Source organism: Escherichia sp. HH091_1A, assembly GCF_030295175.1.
In the GTDB taxonomy this organism is placed as follows: Bacteria; Pseudomonadota; Gammaproteobacteria; order Enterobacterales; family Enterobacteriaceae; genus Escherichia; species Escherichia coli_F.
This window is the reverse complement of record NZ_AP025747.1, coordinates 3,766,665-3,787,062: the sequence shown is the minus strand read 5'-3', so window position 1 is coordinate 3,787,062 and position 20,398 is coordinate 3,766,665. Positions and strand designations below refer to the sequence as shown.

Here is a 20,398-nt window from a genome sequence, read left to right as displayed (position 1 = left end):
CCGTGAACAGACGTAATTTTATTAAAGCAGCCTCCTGCGGGGCATTGCTGACGGGCGCGTTGCCGTCTGTCAGTCATGCGGCTGCTGAAAACCGCCCGCCAATTCCGGGATCGCTGGGGATGTTGTACGACTCGACGCTGTGCGTAGGCTGCCAGGCTTGCGTCACTAAGTGTCAGGATATCAACTTCCCTGAACGTAACCCACAAGGGGAACAGACCTGGTCGAATAACGACAAACTGTCGCCGTACACCAATAACATTATCCAGGTGTGGACCAGCGGCACGGGAGTCAACAAAGACCAGGAAGAGAACGGCTATGCGTACATTAAGAAACAGTGTATGCACTGCGTCGATCCGAACTGTGTCTCAGTGTGCCCGGTTTCTGCGCTGAAAAAAGATCCGAAAACCGGCATTGTCCATTACGACAAAGATGTGTGCACCGGCTGCCGTTACTGCATGGTTGCCTGTCCGTACAACGTGCCGAAGTACGACTACAACAACCCGTTTGGTGCGCTGCATAAGTGTGAGCTTTGCAACCAGAAAGGTGTGGAACGTCTTGATAAAGGCGGTCTGCCTGGCTGCGTAGAAGTGTGCCCGGCGGGCGCGGTGATTTTTGGTACGCGTGAAGAGCTGATGGCGGAGGCGAAAAAACGTCTGGCGCTGAAGCCTGGCAGCGAATACCACTTTCCACGTCAGACGCTGAAATCTGGCGACACTTACCTGCACACAGTGCCGAAATATTATCCGCATCTGTACGGCGAGAAAGAGGGCGGTGGTACTCAGGTTCTGGTGCTGACGGGTGTGCCTTATGAAAATCTCGACCTGCCGAAACTGGACGATCTTTCTACTGGTGCGCGTTCCGAACATGTTCAACACACCCTGTATAAAGGCATGATGCTACCACTGGCTGTGCTGGCGGGCTTAACCGTGCTGGTTCGTCGCAACACCAAAAACGACCATCACGACGGAGGAGACGATCATGAGTCATGATCCACAACCGCTGGGCGGCAAAATCATCAGTAAACCGGTCATGATTTTTGGACCGTTAATCGTCATCTGTATGCTCCTGATTGTGAAGCGTCTGGTGTTCGGTCTGGGCTCTGTCTCTGACCTGAACGGCGGCTTCCCGTGGGGCGTGTGGATCGCGTTTGACCTGCTGATCGGCACCGGCTTTGCCTGTGGCGGCTGGGCGCTGGCGTGGGCGGTATACGTCTTTAATCGTGGGCAATACCATCCGCTGGTGCGTCCGGCACTGTTGGCAAGTCTGTTTGGTTACTCACTGGGTGGCTTGTCGATCACTATCGACGTGGGTCGCTACTGGAACCTGCCGTACTTCTACATTCCGGGTCACTTCAACGTGAACTCGGTACTGTTCGAGACGGCGGTCTGTATGACCATCTACATCGGCGTGATGGCACTGGAGTTTGCTCCGGCACTGTTTGAACGTCTGGGCTGGAAAGTGTCGCTCAAGCGTCTGAACAAGGTGATGTTCTTCATCATCGCGCTCGGCGCGCTGCTGCCAACTATGCACCAGTCTTCAATGGGGTCGCTGATGATCTCGGCGGGCTACAAGGTGCATCCGCTGTGGCAAAGCTATGAAATGTTGCCGCTGTTCTCGCTGTTGACGGCGTTCATCATGGGCTTCTCGATTGTCATCTTTGAAGGTTCGCTGGTGCAGGCGGGTCTGCGTGGCAACGGTCCGGATGAAAAGAGCCTGTTCGTCAAACTGACTAACACCATCAGTGTGTTGCTGGCGATTTTCATCGTGTTGCGCTTTGGCGAGCTGATCTATCGCGACAAGCTGTCGTTAGCGTTTGCCGGTGACTTCTACTCCGTGATGTTCTGGATTGAAGTCCTGCTGATGCTCTTCCCGCTGGTTGTTCTGCGTGTGGCGAAGCTGCGTAATGATTCCCGCATGCTGTTCCTGTCAGCACTGAGCGCACTGTTAGGTTGTGCAACCTGGCGTCTGACCTATTCGCTGGTGGCATTCAACCCGGGCGGCGGTTACGCCTACTTCCCGACCTGGGAAGAACTGTTGATTTCTATTGGTTTTGTGGCTATTGAGATTTGCGCTTACATCGTACTCATTCGTCTACTGCCGATACTTCCTCCTTTAAAACAAAACGATCATAATCGTCATGAGGCGAGCAAAGCATGAGCCAGAGAATTACTATTGATCCGGTAACCCGAATTGAAGGGCATTTACGCATCGATTGCGAAATCGAAAATGGCGTCGTTTCGAAAGCATGGGCTTCCGGTACCATGTGGCGCGGCATGGAAGAGATCGTGAAAAACCGCGATCCGCGCGATGCATGGATGATTGTGCAACGTATCTGTGGCGTATGTACTACCACTCACGCGCTGTCTTCTGTCCGTGCGGCAGAGAGTGCGCTGAATATCGACGTTCCGGTTAACGCGCAATACATCCGTAACATCATTCTGGCTGCGCACACCACGCATGACCATATCGTTCATTTCTATCAGCTTTCGGCGCTGGACTGGGTGGACATCACTTCTGCACTGCAAGCTGATCCAACCAAAGCCTCCGAAATGCTGAAAGGCGTTTCGACCTGGCATCTGAACAGCCCGGAAGAGTTCACTAAAGTTCAGAACAAGATCAAAGATCTGGTTGCCAGCGGTCAGTTGGGTATTTTCGCTAATGGCTACTGGGGGCACCCGGCAATGAAACTGCCGCCGGAAGTGAACCTGATTGCGGTAGCGCACTACCTGCAGGCGCTGGAGTGCCAGCGTGACGCTAACCGCGTCGTGGCGCTGCTGGGCGGTAAAACGCCGCACATTCAGAACCTGGCGGTAGGCGGTGTCGCGAACCCAATCAACCTCGACGGTTTGGGCGTGCTGAACCTTGAGCGCCTGATGTACATCAAGTCTTTCATCGACAAACTGAGCGACTTTGTTGAGCAGGTTTACAAGGTTGATACCGCAGTTATCGCCGCGTTCTACCCGGAATGGCTGACGCGCGGTAAAGGTGCGGTGAACTACCTGAGCGTGCCGGAATTCCCGACCGACAGCAAAAATGGTAGCTTCCTGTTCCCGGGCGGCTACATCCAGAATGCCGATCTGTCGACTTACCGTCCGATCACTTCTCATTCCGATGAATACCTGATCAAAGGGATTCAGGAAAGCGCGAAGCACTCCTGGTATAAAGACGAAGCGCCGCAGGCACCGTGGGAAGGTACCACCATTCCGGCTTACGACGGTTGGTCTGACGACGGTAAATATTCCTGGGTGAAATCACCGACTTTCTACGGCAAAACGGTAGAAGTGGGTCCGCTGGCTAACATGCTGGTGAAACTGGCGGCAGGTCGCGAATCTACCCAAAACAAACTGAATGAAATCGTTGCGATTTATCAGAAACTGACTGGCAACACGCTGGAAGTGGCGCAGCTGCACTCCACGCTGGGCCGTATCATTGGTCGTACCGTTCACTGCTGCGAATTGCAGGATATCCTGCAAAATCAATACAGTGCACTGATCACCAATATCGGCAAAGGCGATCACACCACCTTTGTTAAGCCGAACATTCCGGCAACGGGTGAGTTCAAAGGCGTTGGCTTCCTTGAAGCACCGCGCGGTATGCTCTCTCACTGGATGGTGATCAAAGACGGTATTATCAGTAACTACCAGGCAGTTGTTCCATCAACCTGGAACTCTGGCCCGCGTAACTTCAATGACGACGTTGGTCCTTACGAACAGTCGCTGGTGGGCACGCCGGTTGCTGATCCGAATAAACCGCTGGAAGTCGTGCGAACCATTCACTCCTTTGACCCGTGCATGGCCTGTGCGGTACACGTAGTGGATGCCGACGGCAACGAAGTGGTTTCAGTGAAGGTACTGTAATGCGTATTTTAGTCTTAGGGGTTGGCAATATTTTGCTGACCGATGAAGCCATCGGTGTGCGGATTGTCGAAGCGTTAGAGCAACGATACATTCTGCCGGATTATGTTGAGATCCTCGATGGCGGCACGGCGGGAATGGAGCTGCTTGGCGACATGGCAAATCGCGATCATCTGATTATCGCCGATGCCATTGTGTCGAAAAAGAACGCGCCGGGAACGATGATGATCCTGCGGGATGAAGAAGTTCCGGCGTTGTTTACCAACAAAATCTCTCCGCATCAGCTTGGCCTGGCTGACGTATTGTCGGCCCTGCGCTTCACCGGCGAGTTTCCGAAAAAGCTGACCCTGGTCGGCGTGATCCCGGAATCGCTGGAGCCGCACATCGGCTTGACGCCGACGGTCGAAGCGATGATTGAACCTGCGCTTGAGCAGGTTCTGGTTGCGCTGCGCGAATCAGGCGTGGAAGCCATCCCACGGGAGGCGACTCATGAATGAAGAGATAGCAGGTTTTCAGACCTCCCCGAAGGCGCAAGTACAGGCAGCGTTTGAAGAAATTGCCCGGCGTTCGATGCACGATCTCTCTTTTCTGCATCCTTCAATGCCGGTGTATGTTTCTGACTTTACGCTGTTCGAAGGTCAGTGGACGGGGTGTGTGATCACCCCGTGGATGCTGAGTGCAGTTATCTTCCCCGGCCCGGATCAACTCTGGCCGCTGCGCAAAGTGAGTGAAAAAATCGGTCTGCAACTGCCGTATGGCACCATGACCTTTACCGTTGGCGAACTGGACGGTGTTTCGCAATATCTCTCCTGCTCGCTGATGTCGCCGCTTTCGCACAGCATGTCGATTGAAGAGGGCCAACGGCTGACGGATGACTGCGCGCGGATGATCCTTTCGCTGCCGGTCACCAATCCGGATGTACCACACGCAGGGCGTCGTGCCCTGCTATTTGGCCGCAGGAGTGGCGAAAATGCATGAGTTGTCGCTTTGCCAAAGCGCCGTTGAAATTATCCAACGGCAGGCGGAGCAGCATGATGTTAAGCGCGTCACCGCCGTGTGGCTGGAAATTGGCGCGCTATCCTGCGTTGAGGAGAGCGCCGTCCGTTTTAGTTTTGAAATTGTCTGCCACGGAACGGTGGCGCAAGGGTGCGATTTACATATCGTCTATAAACCCGCCCAGGCCTGGTGCTGGGATTGTAGCCAGGTAGTGGAGATTCATCAGCACGATGCGCAATGCCCGCTCTGTCACGGTGAGCGGTTGCGCGTCGATACCGGCGATTCGCTAATCGTCAAAAGTATTGAAGTTGAATAACCGGAGTTAACAATGTGTATTGGCGTTCCAGGCCAGGTGCTGGCTGTCGGTGAAGATATTCACCAGCTTGCGCAGGTTGAAGTATGTGGTATCAAGCGCGACGTGAATATCGCCCTGATTTGTGAAGGTAATCCTGCCGATCTGCTGGGCCAGTGGGTACTGGTACACGTCGGATTTGCCATGAGCATCATCGACGAAGATGAAGCCAAAGCCACATTAGACGCGCTGCGCCAAATGGATTACGACATTACCAGCGCGTGATGATTAGCTTTCGTAGATACTGTTATGGCCTGCAAGTTTTTTTCTACCCTGGTTTCCCAGATTGCAGGCATGCCAGACACAGCGCCGTCAGGCGCTGTTTTTTTCATCCCTTCCGCGATTTTTACGCAGCTACCGGATTATGCCGTGACGCATCGAACGGTACGCCTGACTTCAGCACTCCATACGCCACCTGTGCCAGCTTGCGCATCATCGCGCCGAGAATCACTTTTCCTTTCTTGCCATTAGCCGCCAGACGGTCGCGGAACGCCCGTCCCCACTCAGTCTTACTGGTGGCTACCATTGCAGGCATATACAACGCCCTGCGAAGCGACACATGTCCGGCTTTACTCAACCGGCTTGCCCCTCTCACACTACTGCCTGATTCATAACGCCGTGGTGTCAGACCCGCAAAAGCGGCGAACTGTCTGGCATGGGCGAAGCGGTCCTTCAGACCGATATAAGCCAGTAATACCGCAGATGTTTTCTCTCCGATACCCGGGATACTTTCCAGCAGTTTCCTGCGGTGTTTCATATCCGGATCATCGTCTGTCAGGTCTTTTATCTGCTTCTCAAGACGCTTCAGCTCTGCTTCAAGCCACAGAAGGTGAGCATCAATGCTCGGTCTCTGGACTTCCCGCGCCGTTTCAGTGCGGTTCAGTTCCTGCGTGTGCATATCTGTCAGCGCCTGGTGGCGTACTACCAGGGCACGCAACGCGCGTTCAAGCGGGTGAGGCGCTTCCCAGGCTGCAGGGCGCTTCTGACGACAGAACTCTGCCAGCATGCGCGCATCCACGGTATCAGTCTTGTTACGCAGTCCTTCACTCTGAGCGAAAGCTTTACCCAACGCAGGATTAATGACTGACACTATGTAGCCTGCATCGTAAAGGCACTCTGCGACAGGTTCCATATAGGTGCCGGTCGCTTCGATGCAGATATGCGCATGGTCAATCTTGTGACCCTTCAGCCAGCTCACCAGCTCATCGTGCCCTTTAGTGGTGTTAGCGAATTTTTTGGTGCGATGACGACCATCAGGACGCAACACATCGACATCCAGTTTCTCTTTAGCGGTGTCGATACCGATATAATGAAGTTCATGTTCCATCGTGAAACCAACCTTGCAAATACGGATTACCGGGAAAACCGGTCCATGATACTGTCCGGTTTATCACTTTGGGAGAAAGGCAGTCCGCTGCATAAATCTACGCAACAGGTTGAAAACCTAAGGCCCGATACGGCATGCGGACTGCAGGCAGAGAAAACTGGCCGATTTTCTCTGCACAGGAGGGATAATACAAGGCCTGATAAGACGCGGCTGCATCGCATCAGGCATTGTGCACGATTGCCGGATGCGGCGTGAACGCCTTATCCGGCCTGGATGGCTTGCTGCGACGAACACCAACCCTTACCCCTGACGCTTATCTTCCGTATTCGTCTCGAAATCACTGGCGTCATGGCGCTCATGCAACTGCTCATTCAGCGGTCCGTTGGTGCGGTTAACAATACGCCCACGCTTCACCGCCGGACGTTCGCCTACTTCTTTCGCCCAGCGTTGTACATGCTTATAACTGCCCGCATCAAGAAACTCAGCGGCATCATACACACCACCTAACACCACGTTGCCAAACCACGGCCAGATTGCCATATCTGCAATGGTGTACTCATCGCCCGCAACAAACTTATGCTGTGCCAGTTGCTTATCCAGCACGTCGAGCAGGCGCTTGGCTTCCATGGTAAAGCGGTTGATGGCGTATTCAATTTTCACCGGCGCGTAATGGTAAAAGTGACCAAAACCACCGCCGAGGAACGGCGCGGCACCCTGTAACCAGAACAGCCAGTTCAGCGTTTCGGTCCGTTTTGCCAGATCCTGCGGCAGGAAGTAGCCAAATTTCTCCGCCAGATAAAGCAGAATCGAGCCTGACTCAAACACGCGGAGTGGCGGATTATGAGTATGATCGCGCAGCGCCGGAATCTTCGAATTCGGGTTCACTTCGACAAAGCCGCTGGAGAATTGATCGCCATCGCCAATACGAATCAGCCAGGCGTCGTACTCTGCACCAGTAACGCCCAGCGCCAGCAGCTCTTCAAGCATAATCGTTACTTTCTGACCGTTTGGCGTACCCAGTGAATAGAGTTGCAGCGGATGTTTGCCCACCGGCAGCGTTTTTTCATGCGTCGGACCAGAAACCGGGCGATTGATATTGGCGAACGCGCCGCCAGCGGATTTATCCCACGTCCAGACTTTCGCGGGCTGATAAGTATTGTCTGTCATAGTGAGTTGCCTTCTGAGTGGTAGTGTTGAAGCAGTGTAGCAGGTCACTTGCTGTACAGAATGTGAATTTTTTAACCCTTTGCGCCAGCCGCTGCGATGAGGTGTATGATTAGTCTGACCTCTGTCCGGTTAATGTCGCTGAGCAGGTAATCAGAGCACAACAATTACGCCAACTGCTTAGGTTGTATTGTTAAAGGTAAAGTGATGAGCAAAGGAACGACCAGCCAGGATGCCCCGTTCGGGACATTATTGGGCTACGCCCCAGGTGGGGTAGCAATCTACTCTTCAGATTACAGTTCTCTCGATCCGCAGGAATACGAAGATGACGCCGTATTCCGTAGCTATATCGACGACGAATATATGGGCCACAAATGGCAATGCGTTGAATTTGCTCGCCGTTTTCTCTTTCTGAATTACGGTGTGGTCTTCACTGACGTGGGTATGGCGTGGGAGATTTTCTCGCTGCGCTTCCTGCGTGAAGTGGTTAATGACAACATCCTGCCATTGCAGGCATTTCCTAACGGCTCGCCGCGTGCGCCGGTCGCGGGTGCGCTTCTTATCTGGGATAAAGGCGGTGAATTTAAAGACACTGGCCATGTCGCCATCATTACTCAATTGCATGGCAACAAAGTCCGTATTGCGGAACAGAACGTGATTCATTCCCCGTTACCGCAAGGGCAACAGTGGACACGCGAGCTGGAGATGGTGGTCGAAAACGGCTGCTATACCCTTAAAGACACGTTTGATGACACCACCATTCTGGGCTGGATGATCCAGACGGAAGATACCGACTACAGCTTACCGCAGCCGGAAATTGCAGGCGAGCTGCTGAAAATCAGCGGAGCGCGTCTGGAAAACAAAGGTCAGTTTGACGGTAAATGGCTGGATGAAAAAGATCCGCTACAAAATGCCTACGTGCAGGCCAACGGTCAGGTGATCAATCAGGATCCGTATCATTACTACACCATTACCGAGAGCGCAGAGCAGGAGCTGATTAAAGCCACCAACGAGCTGCACCTGATGTATCTTCACGCAACCGACAAGGTGCTAAAAGATGACAACCTGCTGGCGCTGTTCGACATTCCGAAAATCCTCTGGCCACGTTTGCGTCTCTCCTGGCAGCGTCGCCGTCACCATATGATCACCGGTCGTATGGATTTCTGCATGGACGAACGTGGCCTGAAGGTCTACGAATACAACGCCGATTCCGCCTCCTGTCATACCGAAGCGGGCTTGATCCTCGAACGTTGGGCGGAGCAGGGCTATAAAGGCAATGGCTTCAATCCTGCGGAAGGGCTGATTAACGAACTGGCTGGTGCCTGGAAACACAGTCGTGCACGTCCGTTTGTCCATATCATGCAGGACAAAGATATCGAGGAAAACTATCACGCGCAGTTTATGGAGCAGGCGCTGCACCAGGCGGGCTTTGAAACGCGTATCTTGCGTGGGTTGGATGAACTGGGCTGGGATGCTGCCGGGCAACTGATTGATGGGGAAGGGCGACTGGTTAACTGCGTGTGGAAAACCTGGGCGTGGGAAACCGCGTTTGATCAGATTCGTGAAGTTAGCGACCGTGAGTTTGCTGCGGTGCCGATCCGTACCGGTCATCCGCAAAATGAAGTGCGTTTAATTGACGTATTGCTGCGCCCGGAAGTGCTGGTCTTTGAGCCGCTGTGGACGGTGATCCCCGGCAACAAAGCGATTCTGCCGATCCTCTGGTCGCTGTTCCCGCACCATCGTTACCTACTGGATACCGATTTCACTGTTAATGATGAACTGGTAAAAACAGGTTACGCAGTGAAACCGATCGCCGGTCGCTGTGGCAGTAACATCGACCTCGTCAGCCATCATGAAGAGGTGCTGGATAAAACCAGCGGTAAATTTGCCGAGCAGAAAAACATCTATCAGCAACTGTGGTGTTTGCCGAAAGTGGACGGTAAATATATTCAGGTATGTACCTTCACCGTTGGCGGCAACTACGGTGGGACGTGTTTGCGCGGTGATGAATCACTGGTCATTAAAAAAGAGAGTGATATTGAACCGTTAATTGTGGTGAAAGAGTAATACATGTTGTAGCAACCCCGTACTGATTATGAAGAATAGTCAGTACGGGGATTAATCAAAATATTCAATATTTATATATTTCAATGTCTATTCATTTTATATGTGAATATATTAACCAGCAGAATACCTGTGTTCTAATTATTTTTAAATATTTTGAATGAATGCTTATTGTCTGATACACAAGAAATAACACTCTTTTTATCGTTAAAAGATGATATTTCACTTTGCCCACGCCGTTAAAGTCACTGATAATGCGTCCGTTCGTAAATTCAAAATGGCGTAATCTAATATATGCTAAATTTATTTGTTGGCCTTGATATATACACAGGGCTTTTGTTATTACTTGCTCTGGCATTTGTGTTGTTCTACGAAGCAATCAATGGTTTTCATGACACGGCGAATGCGGTGGCAACCGTTATTTATACTCGTGCCATGCAGCCACAGCTTGCCGTGGTGATGGCGGCATTTTTTAACTTTTTTGGCGTATTGCTAGGCGGACTTAGCGTTGCCTATGCCATTGTCCATATGTTGCCAACCGATTTGTTGCTGAATATGGGGTCAACTCACGGCCTGGCGATGGTCTTTTCCATGCTGCTGGCGGCGATTATCTGGAACCTGGGAACGTGGTTCTTTGGTTTACCGGCCTCCAGTTCGCATACCTTGATTGGTGCGATTATCGGCATCGGTTTAACCAACGCGCTGTTAACCGGCTCATCGGTGATGGATGCGTTAAACCTGCGTGAAGTGACCAAAATTTTCTCCTCGCTGATTGTTTCCCCTATCGTCGGCCTGGTCATTGCGGGAGGCCTGATATTCCTGCTGCGCCGCTACTGGAGCGGGACGAAAAAGCGTGACCGTATTCACCGCATTCCGGAAGATCGCAAAAAGAAAAAAGGCAAACGTAAGCCACCATTCTGGACGCGTATTGCGCTGATTGTTTCCGCTGCGGGCGTGGCGTTTTCGCACGGCGCGAACGACGGGCAGAAAGGGATCGGCCTGGTGATGCTGGTACTGGTGGGGATTGCTCCTGCTGGTTTCGTCGTCAATATGAATGCGTCCGGCTATGAAATTACCCGTACCCGCGATGCCGTCACCAACTTTGAACACTATCTGCAACAGCATCCTGAACTGCCGCAGAAGTTGATTGCGATGGAACCTCCATTGCCTGCGGCATCGACTGATGGCACGCAAGTAACGGAGTTTCATTGTCATCCGGCAAATACCTTTGATGCGATTGCGCGCGTTAAAACGATGTTGCCAGGTAATATGGAAAGCTACGAGCCGTTAAGCGTGAGTCAGCGCAGCCAGCTGCGCCGCATTATGCTGTGCATCTCTGATACCTCTGCGAAGCTGGCGAAACTGCCAGGCGTCAGTAAAGAAGATCAGAACCTGCTGAAAAAACTGCGCAGTGATATGTTAAGCACCATTGAGTACGCTCCGGTGTGGATCATCATGGCGGTAGCACTGGCGCTCGGCATTGGCACCATGATTGGCTGGCGTCGTGTAGCGATGACCATCGGTGAGAAGATTGGTAAGCGCGGCATGACGTATGCGCAAGGCATGGCGGCACAAATGACGGCGGCAGTGTCTATCGGCCTTGCCAGTTATATTGGGATGCCCGTCTCCACAACGCACGTCCTCTCGTCTGCGGTAGCAGGGACGATGGTGGTGGACGGCGGTGGGTTACAGCGTAAAACGGTAACCAGCATCCTGATGGCGTGGGTGTTTACTTTACCGGCGGCGATTTTTCTGTCTGGTGGGTTGTACTGGATAGCATTGCAGTTGATTTAACCTTCCTGAAAATGCCCGGTCCTGACGATCGGGCATTTCCATTTTTGACTAGTGATAACCACACGCGGTCATAAAATCCGTAATCGCTTTTTCTGCATCAACCAGCACCTTTTCCAGTGGCTGATTGGCGTCGATATCAACCAGTTGTGCACCACCAAAGGTTAACTGTGGCGTTATGGCAATCTTTCTCGCCAGCGATTCCCGTTTATGGTCGGGTTTACGCGCGCAGGCAACTTCAAGGTCAACATTGAGTTTGATGACCAGATCAGGCTTATGGCTCGCCATCCAGTGAAATGCTTTACGTTCCTGGCTTGCCAGCCATGAGACAAACCGGCCGCCTTCAACGTTAGGTGGGAACACCGTACCATCGTAAGCGCCAGGAATTTGGTCCTGAGGATAACGATCGGTTAAGACAATCAGCCCGCGACGACGGCAGGCGAGCATATGACGAAAGCGTAACAGTCGGCGGGCGACGAAAGCGGTGATCACCAGGGCCGGAACCGGACCCGGCAATTTTTTTGCCGTTTTCACTTCATTTTTTTCAATAGTCTTGTGCAGAGACTTTCCCATCAACGGTAATTTTGTCACTGCACGACCGACATTTCCGGCCTGTTTTCCTAAATGAACTCTTTCGGCAGCACCATATTTTTCGACAACGGTAATAAGATGTTCACACACCGTTGACTTGCCTGAACCATCGCTACCAATAACGGCAATTAATGGAGGTGTTATTGACTGCATGAATATATCCTTAAATTTAAATATCCATCCAAAATATTTATTTGGTTAATATGTTTTTATGAAAGCGTAATTCAGGTCAATGTCACAATTAACCATTGTCACAATAAGGTTGAACGGATATTCTGAGCACGGACCACGTAATATTCAATACATTATTTGCTGCCGGGTTTTTCGTGAATCAACGTAATATGTCAATAATTAATTCCACGCCAGTGCGTGTTATTGCCATTGTAGGATGTGATGGTTCAGGGAAATCGACCCTCACGGCAAGCCTGGTAAATGAACTGGCAGCAACAATGCCAACAGAACACATTTATCTCGGGCAATCGTCCGGGCGAATTGGCGAATGGATTTCACAGCTCCCTGTTATTGGCGCACCTTTTGGGCGTTATCTGCGAAGTAAAGCGGCACATGTGCACGAAAAGCCCTCCACACCGCCTGGCAATATTACTGCGCTTGTTATCTATCTGCTTTCCTGCTGGCGGGCGTATAAGTTTCGCAAAATGTTGTGTAAAAGCCAGCAAGGCTATCTGCTCATCACCGACCGCTACCCGCAGGTTGAAGTGCCGGGTTTTCGCTTTGATGGCCCGCAATTGGCAAAAACCACGGGCGGTAACGGTTGGATAAAAATGTTAAGGCAGCGCGAGCTCAAACTTTACCAATGGATGGCGTCTTATTTGCCCGTATTGTTGATTCGTCTTGGCATTGATGAACAAACCGCGTTTGCGCGTAAACCTGACCACCAACTGGCGGCGTTACAGGAAAAAATCGCTGTTACGCCGCAACTGACATTCAATGGCGCAAAGATCCTTGAACTGGATGGTCGGCAACCAGCCGATGAAATTCTGCAAGCGTCACTACGCGCAATTCACGCCGCGCTTTCCTGATCACCAAATGGATAGGGGATGATTTAACGAATGGATGCACTACAAACACAAACTGTTAATAGTACAACCGCGCCGCAGCCCAACTACATTCCGGGGCTGATTGCGGTGGTCGGGTGTGATGGCACCGGTAAATCCACACTGACCACTGACCTGGTGAAATCGCTGCAACAACACTGGCAAACCGAGCGCCGCTATCTGGGGCTGCTCTCCGGCGAAGACGGCGACAAAATCAAACGGTTGCCGCTCGTTGGCGTCTGGCTGGAACGGCGACTGGCGGCCAAATCCTCGAAAACCCAAAGCATGAAAACCAAATCTCCGGCGCTATGGGCGGCGGTGATTATGTACTGCTTCTCGCTGCGAAGAATGGCGAATCTACGCAAGGTTCAGCGACTGGCGCAAAGTGGCGTTCTGGTGGTCAGCGATCGCTTCCCGCAGGCTGAAATTTCGGGCTTTTATTATGACGGACCGGGGATTGGCGTCGAGCGTGCGACCGGGAAAATCAGCATGTTTCTGGCACAGCGCGAACGGCGTTTATACCAAAAAATGGCGCAATACCGTCCTGAATTAATTATTCGTTTGGGGATTGATATTGATACTGCCATCTCCCGCAAGCCTGACCATGACTATGCCGAGCTGCAGGACAAAATCGGTGTCATGTCGACGATTGGCTATAACGGCACAAAAATTCTTGAGATTGATTCCAGAGCGCCCTACAGCGAAGTGCTGGAACAGGCACAGAAGGCGGTTTCTCTGGTTGCAATCGTTTCTGACCGCCGAAGTTTAACTTAAGGTTGGCGGGATACTTTTTACTATCAACGATAAGGTCAGGCTGAATTGGCGGGGTTTAACATCAAACATTGGTTTGCAGATGGCGCGTTTCGCACCATTATTCGCAATAGCGCCTGGTTAGGCTCCAGTAATGTCGTGAGCGCTTTGCTGGGTCTGTTGGCGCTCTCGTGTGCCGGTAAAGGGATGACGCCCGCCATGTTTGGCGTACTGGTGATTGTGCAATCGTACGCCAAGTCGATCAGCGATTTTATTAAGTTTCAGACATGGCAGCTGGTGGTTCAGTACGGAACGCCAGCCTTGACCAATAATAATCCGCAGCAATTTCGCAATGTCGTCTCATTTTCCTTCTCGTTGGATATCGTCAGCGGCGCGGTGGCGATTGTCGGCGGCATTGCCTTACTCCCTTTTCTTTCCCATTCATTAGGTCTGGATGACCAAAGCTTTTGGCTGGCAGCGCTGTATTGCACGCTCATTCCTTCAATGGCTTCCTCCACACCGACCGGCATTCTGCGTGCGGTAGATCGCTTCGATTTGATTGCTGTACAGCAGGCGACGAAACCTTTTCTGCGCGCAGCGGGGAGCGTCGTAGCCTGGTCTTTTGATTTTGGTTTTGCGGGTTTTGTTATTGCCTGGTACGCATCGAATCTGGTTGGCGGCACCATGTACTGGTGGTTTGCCGCGCGCGAATTACGCCGCAGAAATATCCATAACGCCTTCAAATTGAATTTGTTTGAGTCTGCCCGACACATTAAAGGCGCGTGGAGTTTTGTCTGGTCAACCAACATTGCCCACTCCATCTGGTCGGCACGTAACTCGTGCAGCACAGTGTTGGTGGGGATCGTGTTAGGACCCGCTGCCGCCGGGTTATTTAAAATCGCCATGACATTCTTCGATGCCGCCGGAACGCCAGCGGGTTTACTGGGCAAAAGTTTTTACCCAGAGGTGATGCGTTTAGATCCGCGCACCACCAGACCGTGGTTGTTAGGCGTGAAGTCCGGTTTACTGGCGGGCGGAATCGGTATTCTGGTGGCGCTCGCGGTGTTGATCGTCGGCAAGCCGCTCATTTCGCTGGTGTTTGGCGTTAAGTATCTCGAAGCGTATGACCTGATTCAGGTGATGCTTGGCGCAATTGTGATTTCGATGCTGGGCTTCCCACAGGAGTCATTGCTATTGATGGCGGGAAAACAGCGCGCTTTTCTCGTGGCGCAAACCATCGCCTCAATCGGCTACATCGTATTGCTGTTCATGTTCTGTCATCTGTTTGGCGTGCTGGGGGCTGCATTTGCTTACTTCGGTGGGCAATGTCTGGATGTGGTGCTCTCGTTAATTCCAACCTTAAAGGCATTTTTTCAGCGCCATTCCTTGCTTTATAACGCAGCCGGAGAGAAATCCTGATGATGAGAAAATATTTCCCGCTTGAGGCGAGCGAGCGTCTATTTATTGCAGTTGAAGAAGATGATGTCGTTGATGCGCAGGTCAGTTTACCGCCGACTATCGCAACAGGTTGTACCACCGAAATCATTCATGATAATTACGCGTTATGCCTGCAATTCTGGCTGAATGGCGTTGATCGTCAGGAATTACTGCGTTTAATCCACAAACAAGCCAAAGGCGAGGGGCTTACGGCTGACGAGCGTAAACAGTTTAAATATATGCGGGCGCGCTATAAGCATCTGCGTTTCGCTCAGCGACTGTATCTGAAAAAACACCAGGCAGGATTTTTATTCGGCAAAACGACGGTATGTCTGGGCCATTTTCAGGATGGTTTCCGTAACGGTAAAAAAAATATTGTGTCGTATTACGGCAACCTGTTACGGATTTATTTAAGCTCTCCGGTCTGGTCGTTGGTGAACTATTCATTACGCCATAGCCAGTTAGAAAGCGTAAGCGGTTTTATTGCCTATCGGCAAAAGCAAATGCATATTCTGAAAGAGATAATTGCCAAACCGCGACTAACTGGCAGGGAATTTCATAATGTACGAAAAATAATCAGCCAGCAGGTTTCTTATTACGACACCCTAAGATCGCTTGATCCTGAAAATAAAGAAGCGTTACAGATTTCCCGCTTCCTCGCCGCCATTAATGGCCTGATGGGTGATAAACACGACGACATGGTGGCGGATGATATGGAAAACCGCCAGTCGTATGATGCACCGATGGCGCTGGATAGCGATATTCGTCAGCGCTTAGAACTTCTGATTTCGCGTTTTCCGCTATAACCGGAGCAATGATGTCATCTCGTTTGATTATTGCGCTGATTATCATGCTCTTAGCCCCGGGTGTGCAGGCACACAATTTCGTCACGGGCAAAACGGTTACCCCTGTTTATATCCAGGAAGGCGGCGAGCTGCTTCTGAATAGTGACGACGAAATTTACTACCAAAAGTGGAACAGCACACAATTGGCGGGAAAAGTCCGCATTATCCAGTATATCGCCGGGCGTAAGTCGGCGAAGAAAAAGAACTCACTGTTAATTAAAGCGGTTGAAGCGGCAAACTTTCCGCAGGATAGTTTTCAGCCCACCACCATTGTGAACACCGATGATGCCATCTTTGGTACTGGCTATTTTGTCGTTGGCAAAATCGAAAAAAATAAACGCCGCTATCCGTGGGCGCAATTCGTTATTGACGGCAATGGACAGGGACGCGTTGCCTGGCGGTTGCCGGAGCAGAGTTCAACCATTCTGGTGCTGAATAAAGCCGGGCAAATTCAGTGGGCAAAGGACGGCAGCCTGACGCCGGAAGAGGTAGATCATGTCATTGCGCTGGCGCAGAAGCTGATCAATGAATAAAAATTCAAAGGATTGAGGGCGTTAGTGAGATGAAGCTGGTTGAACACTACATCATGCGTGGTACGCGCCGTCTGGTGCTGATTATCGTCGGTTTTCTGATCTTTATTTTCGCCAGCTACTCCGCACAGCGTTATCTGACCGAAGCGGCAAATGGGACATTAGCTCTTGATGTTGTGCTGGATATTGTTTTCTACAAGGTGCTGATTGCACTGGAGATGTTGTTACCTGTTGGACTGTATGTGTCAGTTGGCGTGACGCTAGGGCAGATGTATACCGACTCGGAAATTACCGCTATTTCTGCGGCGGGGGGGAGTCCGGGACGCTTGTACAAAGCCGTTCTTTATCTGGCGATACCGCTAAGTATTTTTGTCACCCTTCTGTCGATGTATGGTCGTCCGTGGGCTTATGCGCAGATTTATCAACTGGAGCAACAGTCGCAGTCGGAGCTGGATGTTCGCCAGTTGCGGGCAAAGAAATTTAACACTAACGATAACGGACGAATGATCCTTTCGCAGACGGTTGATCAGGATAATAATCGCCTGACTGACGTGCTGATTTATACTTCTACTGCCAATCGAACCCGTATTTTCCGCGCCCGTTCGGTTGATTTAGTTGACCCATCACCCGAGAAACCGACCGTTATGTTGCATAACGGGACCGCCTATCTTCTCGATCATCAGGGGCGTGACGACAACGAACAGATCTACCGTAATCTGCAATTGCATCTGAATCCGCTGGATCAAAGCCCTAACGTCAAACGCAAAGCAAAATCGGTCACGGAGCTGGCGCGCTCCGCCTTTCCTGCCGATCATGCCGAACTGCAATGGCGACAAAGCCGTGGCCTGACAGCATTGTTGATGGCGCTGCTGGCCATTTCATTAAGTCGGGTAAAACCGCGGCAAGGGCGATTTTCAACGTTATTGCCACTGACGTTGCTGTTTGTTGCCATTTTTTATGGCGGCGACGTCTGCCGTACGCTGGTGGCTAACGGCGCGATTCCCCTCATTCCTGGTTTGTGGTTAGTACCCGGACTCATGCTAATGGGCCTGCTGATGCTGGTCGCACGCGACTTCTCTTTGCTGCAGAAATTTTCCCGATGAATGTTTTCAGTCGCTATTTAATCCGTCATCTCTTTCTCGGTTTTGCCGCCGCCGCAGGGCTATTGCTGCCGCTTTTTACTACCTTCAACCTGATTAACGAACTGGATAATGTCAGCCCGGGTGGTTATCGCTGGACTCAGGCGGTGCTGGTGGTGCTGATGACCTTACCGCGCACACTGGTCGAACTTTCGCCGTTTATCGCCTTATTGGGGGGGATTGTCGGCCTGGGGCAGTTATCGAAAAACAGTGAGCTTACCGCCATTCGCAGCACGGGGTTTTCTATCTTCCGTATTGCACTGGTGGCGCTGGTTGCCGGGATATTGTGGACTGTTTCATTAGGCGCGATAGATGAGTGGGTGGCGTCGCCATTGCAGCAACAGGCGCTGCAAATCAAATCGACTGCCACTGCGTTGGGGGAGGACGATGACATTACCGGCAATATGCTGTGGGCCAGGCGTGGTAATGAATTTGTGACGGTGAAATCGCTGAACGAGCAGGGCCAGCCGGTGGGCGTGGAGATATTTCATTACCGCGACGATCTCTCGCTCGAATCCTACATTTATGCACGCAGTGCCACCATTGAAGACGACAAAACGTGGATCCTGCATGGTGTGAATCATAAAAAATGGCTGAATGGCAAAGAAACGCTGGAAACATCTGATAATCTTGCCTGGCAATCGGCCTTCACCAGTATGAATCTTGAAGAGTTATCGATGCCGGGAAATACTTTTTCTGGCCGTCAACTTAATCATTACATCCATTATTTGCAGGAAACCGGGCAACCCAGCAGCGAATACCGCCTTGCACTGTGGGAAAAACTGGGACAACCCATCTTGACCCTGGCGATGATTTTGCTGGCTGTGCCGTTTACCTTTAGTGCCCCGCGTTCGCCTGGGATGGGTAGCCGTCTCGCTGTAGGCGTCATCGTGGGCTTACTCACCTGGATCAGCTATCAAATCATGGTCAATCTGGGATTGCTATTTGCGTTGAGCGCACCTGTTACCGCGCTCGGTTTACCGATAGCGTTTATGCTGGTGGCGTTGAGCCTGGTGTATTGGTATGACAGTCAACATTAAACCCGCCGTGGCGCAGCACCACAGCGGGCTCACATTACTGCTTCAGAGTAGCAAATGCCTGAATGATGGCATCGATTTGCTCACGAGTGTGGGCAGCGTTTACGCTACAGCGCAGCAGCGTGATGCCTGCAGGCGCGGCAGGTGGCAGGATAAGATTCACATAAACGCCCAGCGAAATAAGCTCGCGCCAGATGCGTAAACCTTCCTCTTTCGAACCGATTATTACTGGCACTACCGGGCTAATATGTGAACTTAACTCGTAACCCAGTTTTTGCAGACCGTCATACAGATGGTTGGCGTTATCCATCAGCTTTTGCCGCAACTCTGGTTGTGAGGCAATGGTTCTTAACGACGAGCGCACGGTCGCAATGCAGGACGGAGAAGGAGAGGCGGTAAAAATATACGGGCGGCTGCCGTAGCGCAGCACTTCCATCGCTTCCGAACCGACAGCAAAACCGCCAATCGAGGCCAGACTTTTACTGAAAGTACCAACGATAATATCCACATCATCTTCAACGCCAACGGCTTCAGCCAGTCCGCGCCCCGTTGCGCCTAACACGCCAAACGAATGCGCTTCATCAACAATCAAATAACCACCGAGACGACGTTTGATATCAACAATTTCCGCCAGCGGCGCAACGTCACCGAGCATACTGTAGATGCCTTCAACGATGATAATCGCCTCTTTTGCCCGTTCACCGAGGCGAACCATGCGCCGTTCCAGATCTTTAGCATCGTTATGGCGGAAACGAATAATTTCCGCTCCACCGAGAGAACAGGCGTCATAAATACTGGCGTGGCTGTCGGCATCCAGTAACACTACGGCGTTATGGTCGGCAAGCGCGCTGATGACGCCTAAATTCGCGGTATAACCGGTTGAAAAAACGATAGCGGAAGGGCGCTTGAAAAACTCGGCAATCTCTTTCTCTAACGCCAGATGCGGCGCATAACTGCCGTTTGCCATACGAGAACCGGTGGTGCCGGTGCCTTGGGCCGCTAACGCTGCCTGACCTTCGGCGATGGCATCATGATTGAAGGTTAAACCGAGATAATTATTGGTCCCGGCCAGGATCACGTTTTTATCGCCGATCCGGCCTTCGGTGGCGGAATACACTTCATCAATACAGGTACCAAACGGCGTTAACCCGTTGTCACTAAATTGCAGTCGCTCGCCAGCAAGGCGCGCATATTTATCGTATAGCCCCATTATTTATTCTCCAGCCATGGAAGTAGAGTTTCCATTAATTGCGCAGGGGTTTTGACATCCAGCAGAATATTAATAGGAATGGAAATATCGAATCTGTCTTCCAGCATCATTAAGAGATCCATCACTTTGATCGACTCCAGGCTAAGATCGTTGACGAGATCGCTGTCGGGCTTAATTTCCACACCGTTTTCGACCAAATCCTGTAAACAGGAAAGGATGTAATCCATTACTATTTCACGATTTACCATAGAAACGT

Annotated in this window: 21 protein-coding genes; 16 read left to right on the top strand and 5 right to left on the bottom strand. The window is 51.5% G+C overall.

From position 1 onward, the window contains the following. Positions 1-2 precede the first annotated feature (2 nt). The 7 genes from hybA to hybG are packed head-to-tail and all read left to right on the top strand — an operon-like array spanning position 3 to position 5,427. The gene (gene hybA / locus QUF14_RS19020; protein WP_001081867.1) at positions 3-989 is read left to right on the top strand and encodes a hydrogenase 2 operon protein HybA; all 987 of its coding nucleotides are present in this window, start codon (positions 3-5) and stop codon (positions 987-989) included. Next, positions 979-2,157, top strand: a complete 1,179-nt coding sequence (hybB, locus tag QUF14_RS19015; protein ID WP_000017694.1) for a Ni/Fe-hydrogenase cytochrome b subunit — start codon at positions 979-981, stop codon at positions 2,155-2,157. The genes hybA and hybB overlap by 11 nt, the downstream gene beginning before the upstream one ends. Next, positions 2,154-3,857, top strand: coding sequence for a hydrogenase 2 large subunit (gene hybC, locus QUF14_RS19010; protein WP_000083074.1), 1,704 nt, complete (start codon positions 2,154-2,156; stop codon positions 3,855-3,857). Before hybB ends, hybC begins: the two co-directional genes overlap by 4 nt. After that, positions 3,857-4,351: a HyaD/HybD family hydrogenase maturation endopeptidase gene (locus QUF14_RS19005; protein ID WP_001221942.1), complete on the top strand. Its 495-nt coding sequence runs from the start codon at positions 3,857-3,859 to the stop codon at positions 4,349-4,351. The genes hybC and QUF14_RS19005 overlap by 1 nt, the downstream gene beginning before the upstream one ends. Further along, on the top strand, positions 4,344-4,832 hold the full coding sequence (gene hybE / locus QUF14_RS19000) for a hydrogenase-2 assembly chaperone (protein ID WP_001001337.1): 489 nt from the start codon (positions 4,344-4,346) through the stop codon (positions 4,830-4,832). The genes QUF14_RS19005 and hybE overlap by 8 nt, the downstream gene beginning before the upstream one ends. Next, positions 4,825-5,166, top strand: a complete 342-nt coding sequence (gene hypA, locus QUF14_RS18995; RefSeq protein ID WP_000544953.1) for a hydrogenase maturation nickel metallochaperone HypA — start codon at positions 4,825-4,827, stop codon at positions 5,164-5,166. Before hybE ends, hypA begins: the two co-directional genes overlap by 8 nt. Before the next feature lie 12 nt (positions 5,167-5,178). Continuing rightward, complete coding sequence (gene hybG, locus QUF14_RS18990; RefSeq protein WP_000334896.1) at positions 5,179-5,427, top strand: hydrogenase maturation factor HybG; 249 nt, start codon at positions 5,179-5,181, stop codon at positions 5,425-5,427. A 121-nt stretch (positions 5,428-5,548) separates the two neighbouring features. Here hybG and QUF14_RS18985 read toward each other — a convergent pair whose 3' ends face one another. Together QUF14_RS18985 and yghU are read right to left on the bottom strand one after the other, a co-directional pair. Next, positions 5,549-6,529, bottom strand: coding sequence for an IS110-like element IS621 family transposase (locus QUF14_RS18985; RefSeq protein ID WP_000399629.1), 981 nt, complete (start codon positions 6,527-6,529; stop codon positions 5,549-5,551). A gap of 300 nt (positions 6,530-6,829) precedes the next feature. Then, entirely contained in the window at positions 6,830-7,696 is an 867-nt protein-coding gene (gene yghU / locus QUF14_RS18980) for a glutathione-dependent disulfide-bond oxidoreductase (RefSeq protein ID WP_024212306.1), read from the bottom strand. 204 nt (positions 7,697-7,900) lie between these two features. Here yghU and gss point away from each other — a divergent pair, with 204 nt between their 5' ends. Both gss and pitB read left to right on the top strand, forming a co-directional pair. Then, positions 7,901-9,760 carry a bifunctional glutathionylspermidine amidase/synthase gene (gene gss / locus QUF14_RS18975; RefSeq protein WP_001352937.1) on the top strand — a complete coding sequence of 620 codons (1,860 nt, stop codon included), beginning with the start codon at positions 7,901-7,903 and terminating at the stop codon, positions 9,758-9,760. 291 nt (positions 9,761-10,051) lie between these two features. Further along, positions 10,052-11,551 (top strand): inorganic phosphate transporter PitB, encoded by a 1,500-nt coding sequence (pitB, locus tag QUF14_RS18970; protein ID WP_000933296.1) that lies wholly within the window; start codon positions 10,052-10,054, stop codon positions 11,549-11,551. A 48-nt stretch (positions 11,552-11,599) separates the two neighbouring features. Here pitB and QUF14_RS18965 read toward each other — a convergent pair whose 3' ends face one another. After that, positions 11,600-12,292 carry a dTMP kinase gene (locus QUF14_RS18965; protein ID WP_001190762.1) on the bottom strand — a complete coding sequence of 231 codons (693 nt, stop codon included), beginning with the start codon at positions 12,290-12,292 and terminating at the stop codon, positions 11,600-11,602. A 173-nt stretch (positions 12,293-12,465) separates the two neighbouring features. Here QUF14_RS18965 and QUF14_RS18960 point away from each other — a divergent pair, with 173 nt between their 5' ends. Genes QUF14_RS18960 through lptG form a run of 7 tightly spaced genes read left to right on the top strand, consistent with a single transcriptional unit; the run spans position 12,466 to position 18,935 of the window. Beyond that, positions 12,466-13,179 carry a dTMP kinase gene (locus QUF14_RS18960; protein WP_001076267.1) on the top strand — a complete coding sequence of 238 codons (714 nt, stop codon included), beginning with the start codon at positions 12,466-12,468 and terminating at the stop codon, positions 13,177-13,179. A 30-nt stretch (positions 13,180-13,209) separates the two neighbouring features. After that, the gene (locus QUF14_RS18955; protein ID WP_000339526.1) at positions 13,210-13,968 is read left to right on the top strand and encodes a nucleoside/nucleotide kinase family protein; all 759 of its coding nucleotides are present in this window, start codon (positions 13,210-13,212) and stop codon (positions 13,966-13,968) included. 45 nt (positions 13,969-14,013) lie between these two features. After that, positions 14,014-15,363, top strand: coding sequence for a lipopolysaccharide biosynthesis protein (locus QUF14_RS18950; protein ID WP_000896868.1), 1,350 nt, complete (start codon positions 14,014-14,016; stop codon positions 15,361-15,363). Then, positions 15,363-16,187: a hypothetical protein gene (locus QUF14_RS18945; protein ID WP_000984955.1), complete on the top strand. Its 825-nt coding sequence runs from the start codon at positions 15,363-15,365 to the stop codon at positions 16,185-16,187. The genes QUF14_RS18950 and QUF14_RS18945 overlap by 1 nt, the downstream gene beginning before the upstream one ends. An 11-nt stretch (positions 16,188-16,198) precedes the next feature. Continuing rightward, positions 16,199-16,759 carry a YtfJ family protein gene (locus QUF14_RS18940; protein WP_024212140.1) on the top strand — a complete coding sequence of 187 codons (561 nt, stop codon included), beginning with the start codon at positions 16,199-16,201 and terminating at the stop codon, positions 16,757-16,759. Positions 16,760-16,788: 29 nt separating this feature from the next. Beyond that, positions 16,789-17,859 carry an LPS export ABC transporter permease LptF gene (lptF, locus tag QUF14_RS18935; protein WP_000779655.1) on the top strand — a complete coding sequence of 357 codons (1,071 nt, stop codon included), beginning with the start codon at positions 16,789-16,791 and terminating at the stop codon, positions 17,857-17,859. Continuing rightward, entirely contained in the window at positions 17,856-18,935 is a 1,080-nt protein-coding gene (lptG, locus tag QUF14_RS18930) for an LPS export ABC transporter permease LptG (protein ID WP_100733939.1), read from the top strand. Before lptF ends, lptG begins: the two co-directional genes overlap by 4 nt. Positions 18,936-18,969: 34 nt before the next feature. Here the strand turns inward: lptG and spt are convergent, their stop codons facing one another. Both spt and QUF14_RS18920 read right to left on the bottom strand, forming a co-directional pair. Further along, positions 18,970-20,142: a serine palmitoyltransferase gene (spt, locus tag QUF14_RS18925; protein ID WP_000524931.1), complete on the bottom strand. Its 1,173-nt coding sequence runs from the start codon at positions 20,140-20,142 to the stop codon at positions 18,970-18,972. Continuing rightward, positions 20,142-20,390 carry an acyl carrier protein gene (locus tag QUF14_RS18920; protein ID WP_000248100.1) on the bottom strand — a complete coding sequence of 83 codons (249 nt, stop codon included), beginning with the start codon at positions 20,388-20,390 and terminating at the stop codon, positions 20,142-20,144. Before QUF14_RS18920 ends, spt begins: the two co-directional genes overlap by 1 nt. Positions 20,391-20,398 lie beyond the last annotated feature (8 nt).

What these genes read in the sequence shown, in the direction of transcription:
- hybB (WP_000017694.1), top strand. Translation starts at nt 979, where the DNA reads ATGAGTCATGATCCACAACCGCTGGGCGGCAAAATCATCAGTAAACCG.
- hybC (WP_000083074.1), top strand. Translation starts at nt 2,154, where the DNA reads ATGAGCCAGAGAATTACTATTGATCCGGTAACCCGAATTGAAGGGCAT.
- QUF14_RS19005 (WP_001221942.1), top strand. Translation starts at nt 3,857, where the DNA reads ATGCGTATTTTAGTCTTAGGGGTTGGCAATATTTTGCTGACCGATGAA.
- hybE (WP_001001337.1), top strand. Translation starts at nt 4,344, where the DNA reads ATGAATGAAGAGATAGCAGGTTTTCAGACCTCCCCGAAGGCGCAAGTA.
- hypA (WP_000544953.1), top strand. Translation starts at nt 4,825, where the DNA reads ATGCATGAGTTGTCGCTTTGCCAAAGCGCCGTTGAAATTATCCAACGG.
- hybG (WP_000334896.1), top strand. Translation starts at nt 5,179, where the DNA reads ATGTGTATTGGCGTTCCAGGCCAGGTGCTGGCTGTCGGTGAAGATATT.
- QUF14_RS18985 (WP_000399629.1), bottom strand. Translation starts at nt 6,529, where the DNA reads ATGGAACATGAACTTCATTATATCGGTATCGACACCGCTAAAGAGAAA.
- yghU (WP_024212306.1), bottom strand. Translation starts at nt 7,696, where the DNA reads ATGACAGACAATACTTATCAGCCCGCGAAAGTCTGGACGTGGGATAAA.
- gss (WP_001352937.1), top strand. Translation starts at nt 7,901, where the DNA reads ATGAGCAAAGGAACGACCAGCCAGGATGCCCCGTTCGGGACATTATTG.
- pitB (WP_000933296.1), top strand. Translation starts at nt 10,052, where the DNA reads ATGCTAAATTTATTTGTTGGCCTTGATATATACACAGGGCTTTTGTTA.
- QUF14_RS18965 (WP_001190762.1), bottom strand. Translation starts at nt 12,292, where the DNA reads ATGCAGTCAATAACACCTCCATTAATTGCCGTTATTGGTAGCGATGGT.
- QUF14_RS18955 (WP_000339526.1), top strand. Translation starts at nt 13,210, where the DNA reads ATGGATGCACTACAAACACAAACTGTTAATAGTACAACCGCGCCGCAG.
- QUF14_RS18945 (WP_000984955.1), top strand. Translation starts at nt 15,363, where the DNA reads ATGATGAGAAAATATTTCCCGCTTGAGGCGAGCGAGCGTCTATTTATT.
- QUF14_RS18940 (WP_024212140.1), top strand. Translation starts at nt 16,199, where the DNA reads ATGTCATCTCGTTTGATTATTGCGCTGATTATCATGCTCTTAGCCCCG.
- lptF (WP_000779655.1), top strand. Translation starts at nt 16,789, where the DNA reads ATGAAGCTGGTTGAACACTACATCATGCGTGGTACGCGCCGTCTGGTG.
- lptG (WP_100733939.1), top strand. Translation starts at nt 17,856, where the DNA reads ATGAATGTTTTCAGTCGCTATTTAATCCGTCATCTCTTTCTCGGTTTT.
- spt (WP_000524931.1), bottom strand. Translation starts at nt 20,142, where the DNA reads ATGGGGCTATACGATAAATATGCGCGCCTTGCTGGCGAGCGACTGCAA.
- QUF14_RS18920 (WP_000248100.1), bottom strand. Translation starts at nt 20,390, where the DNA reads ATGGTAAATCGTGAAATAGTAATGGATTACATCCTTTCCTGTTTACAG.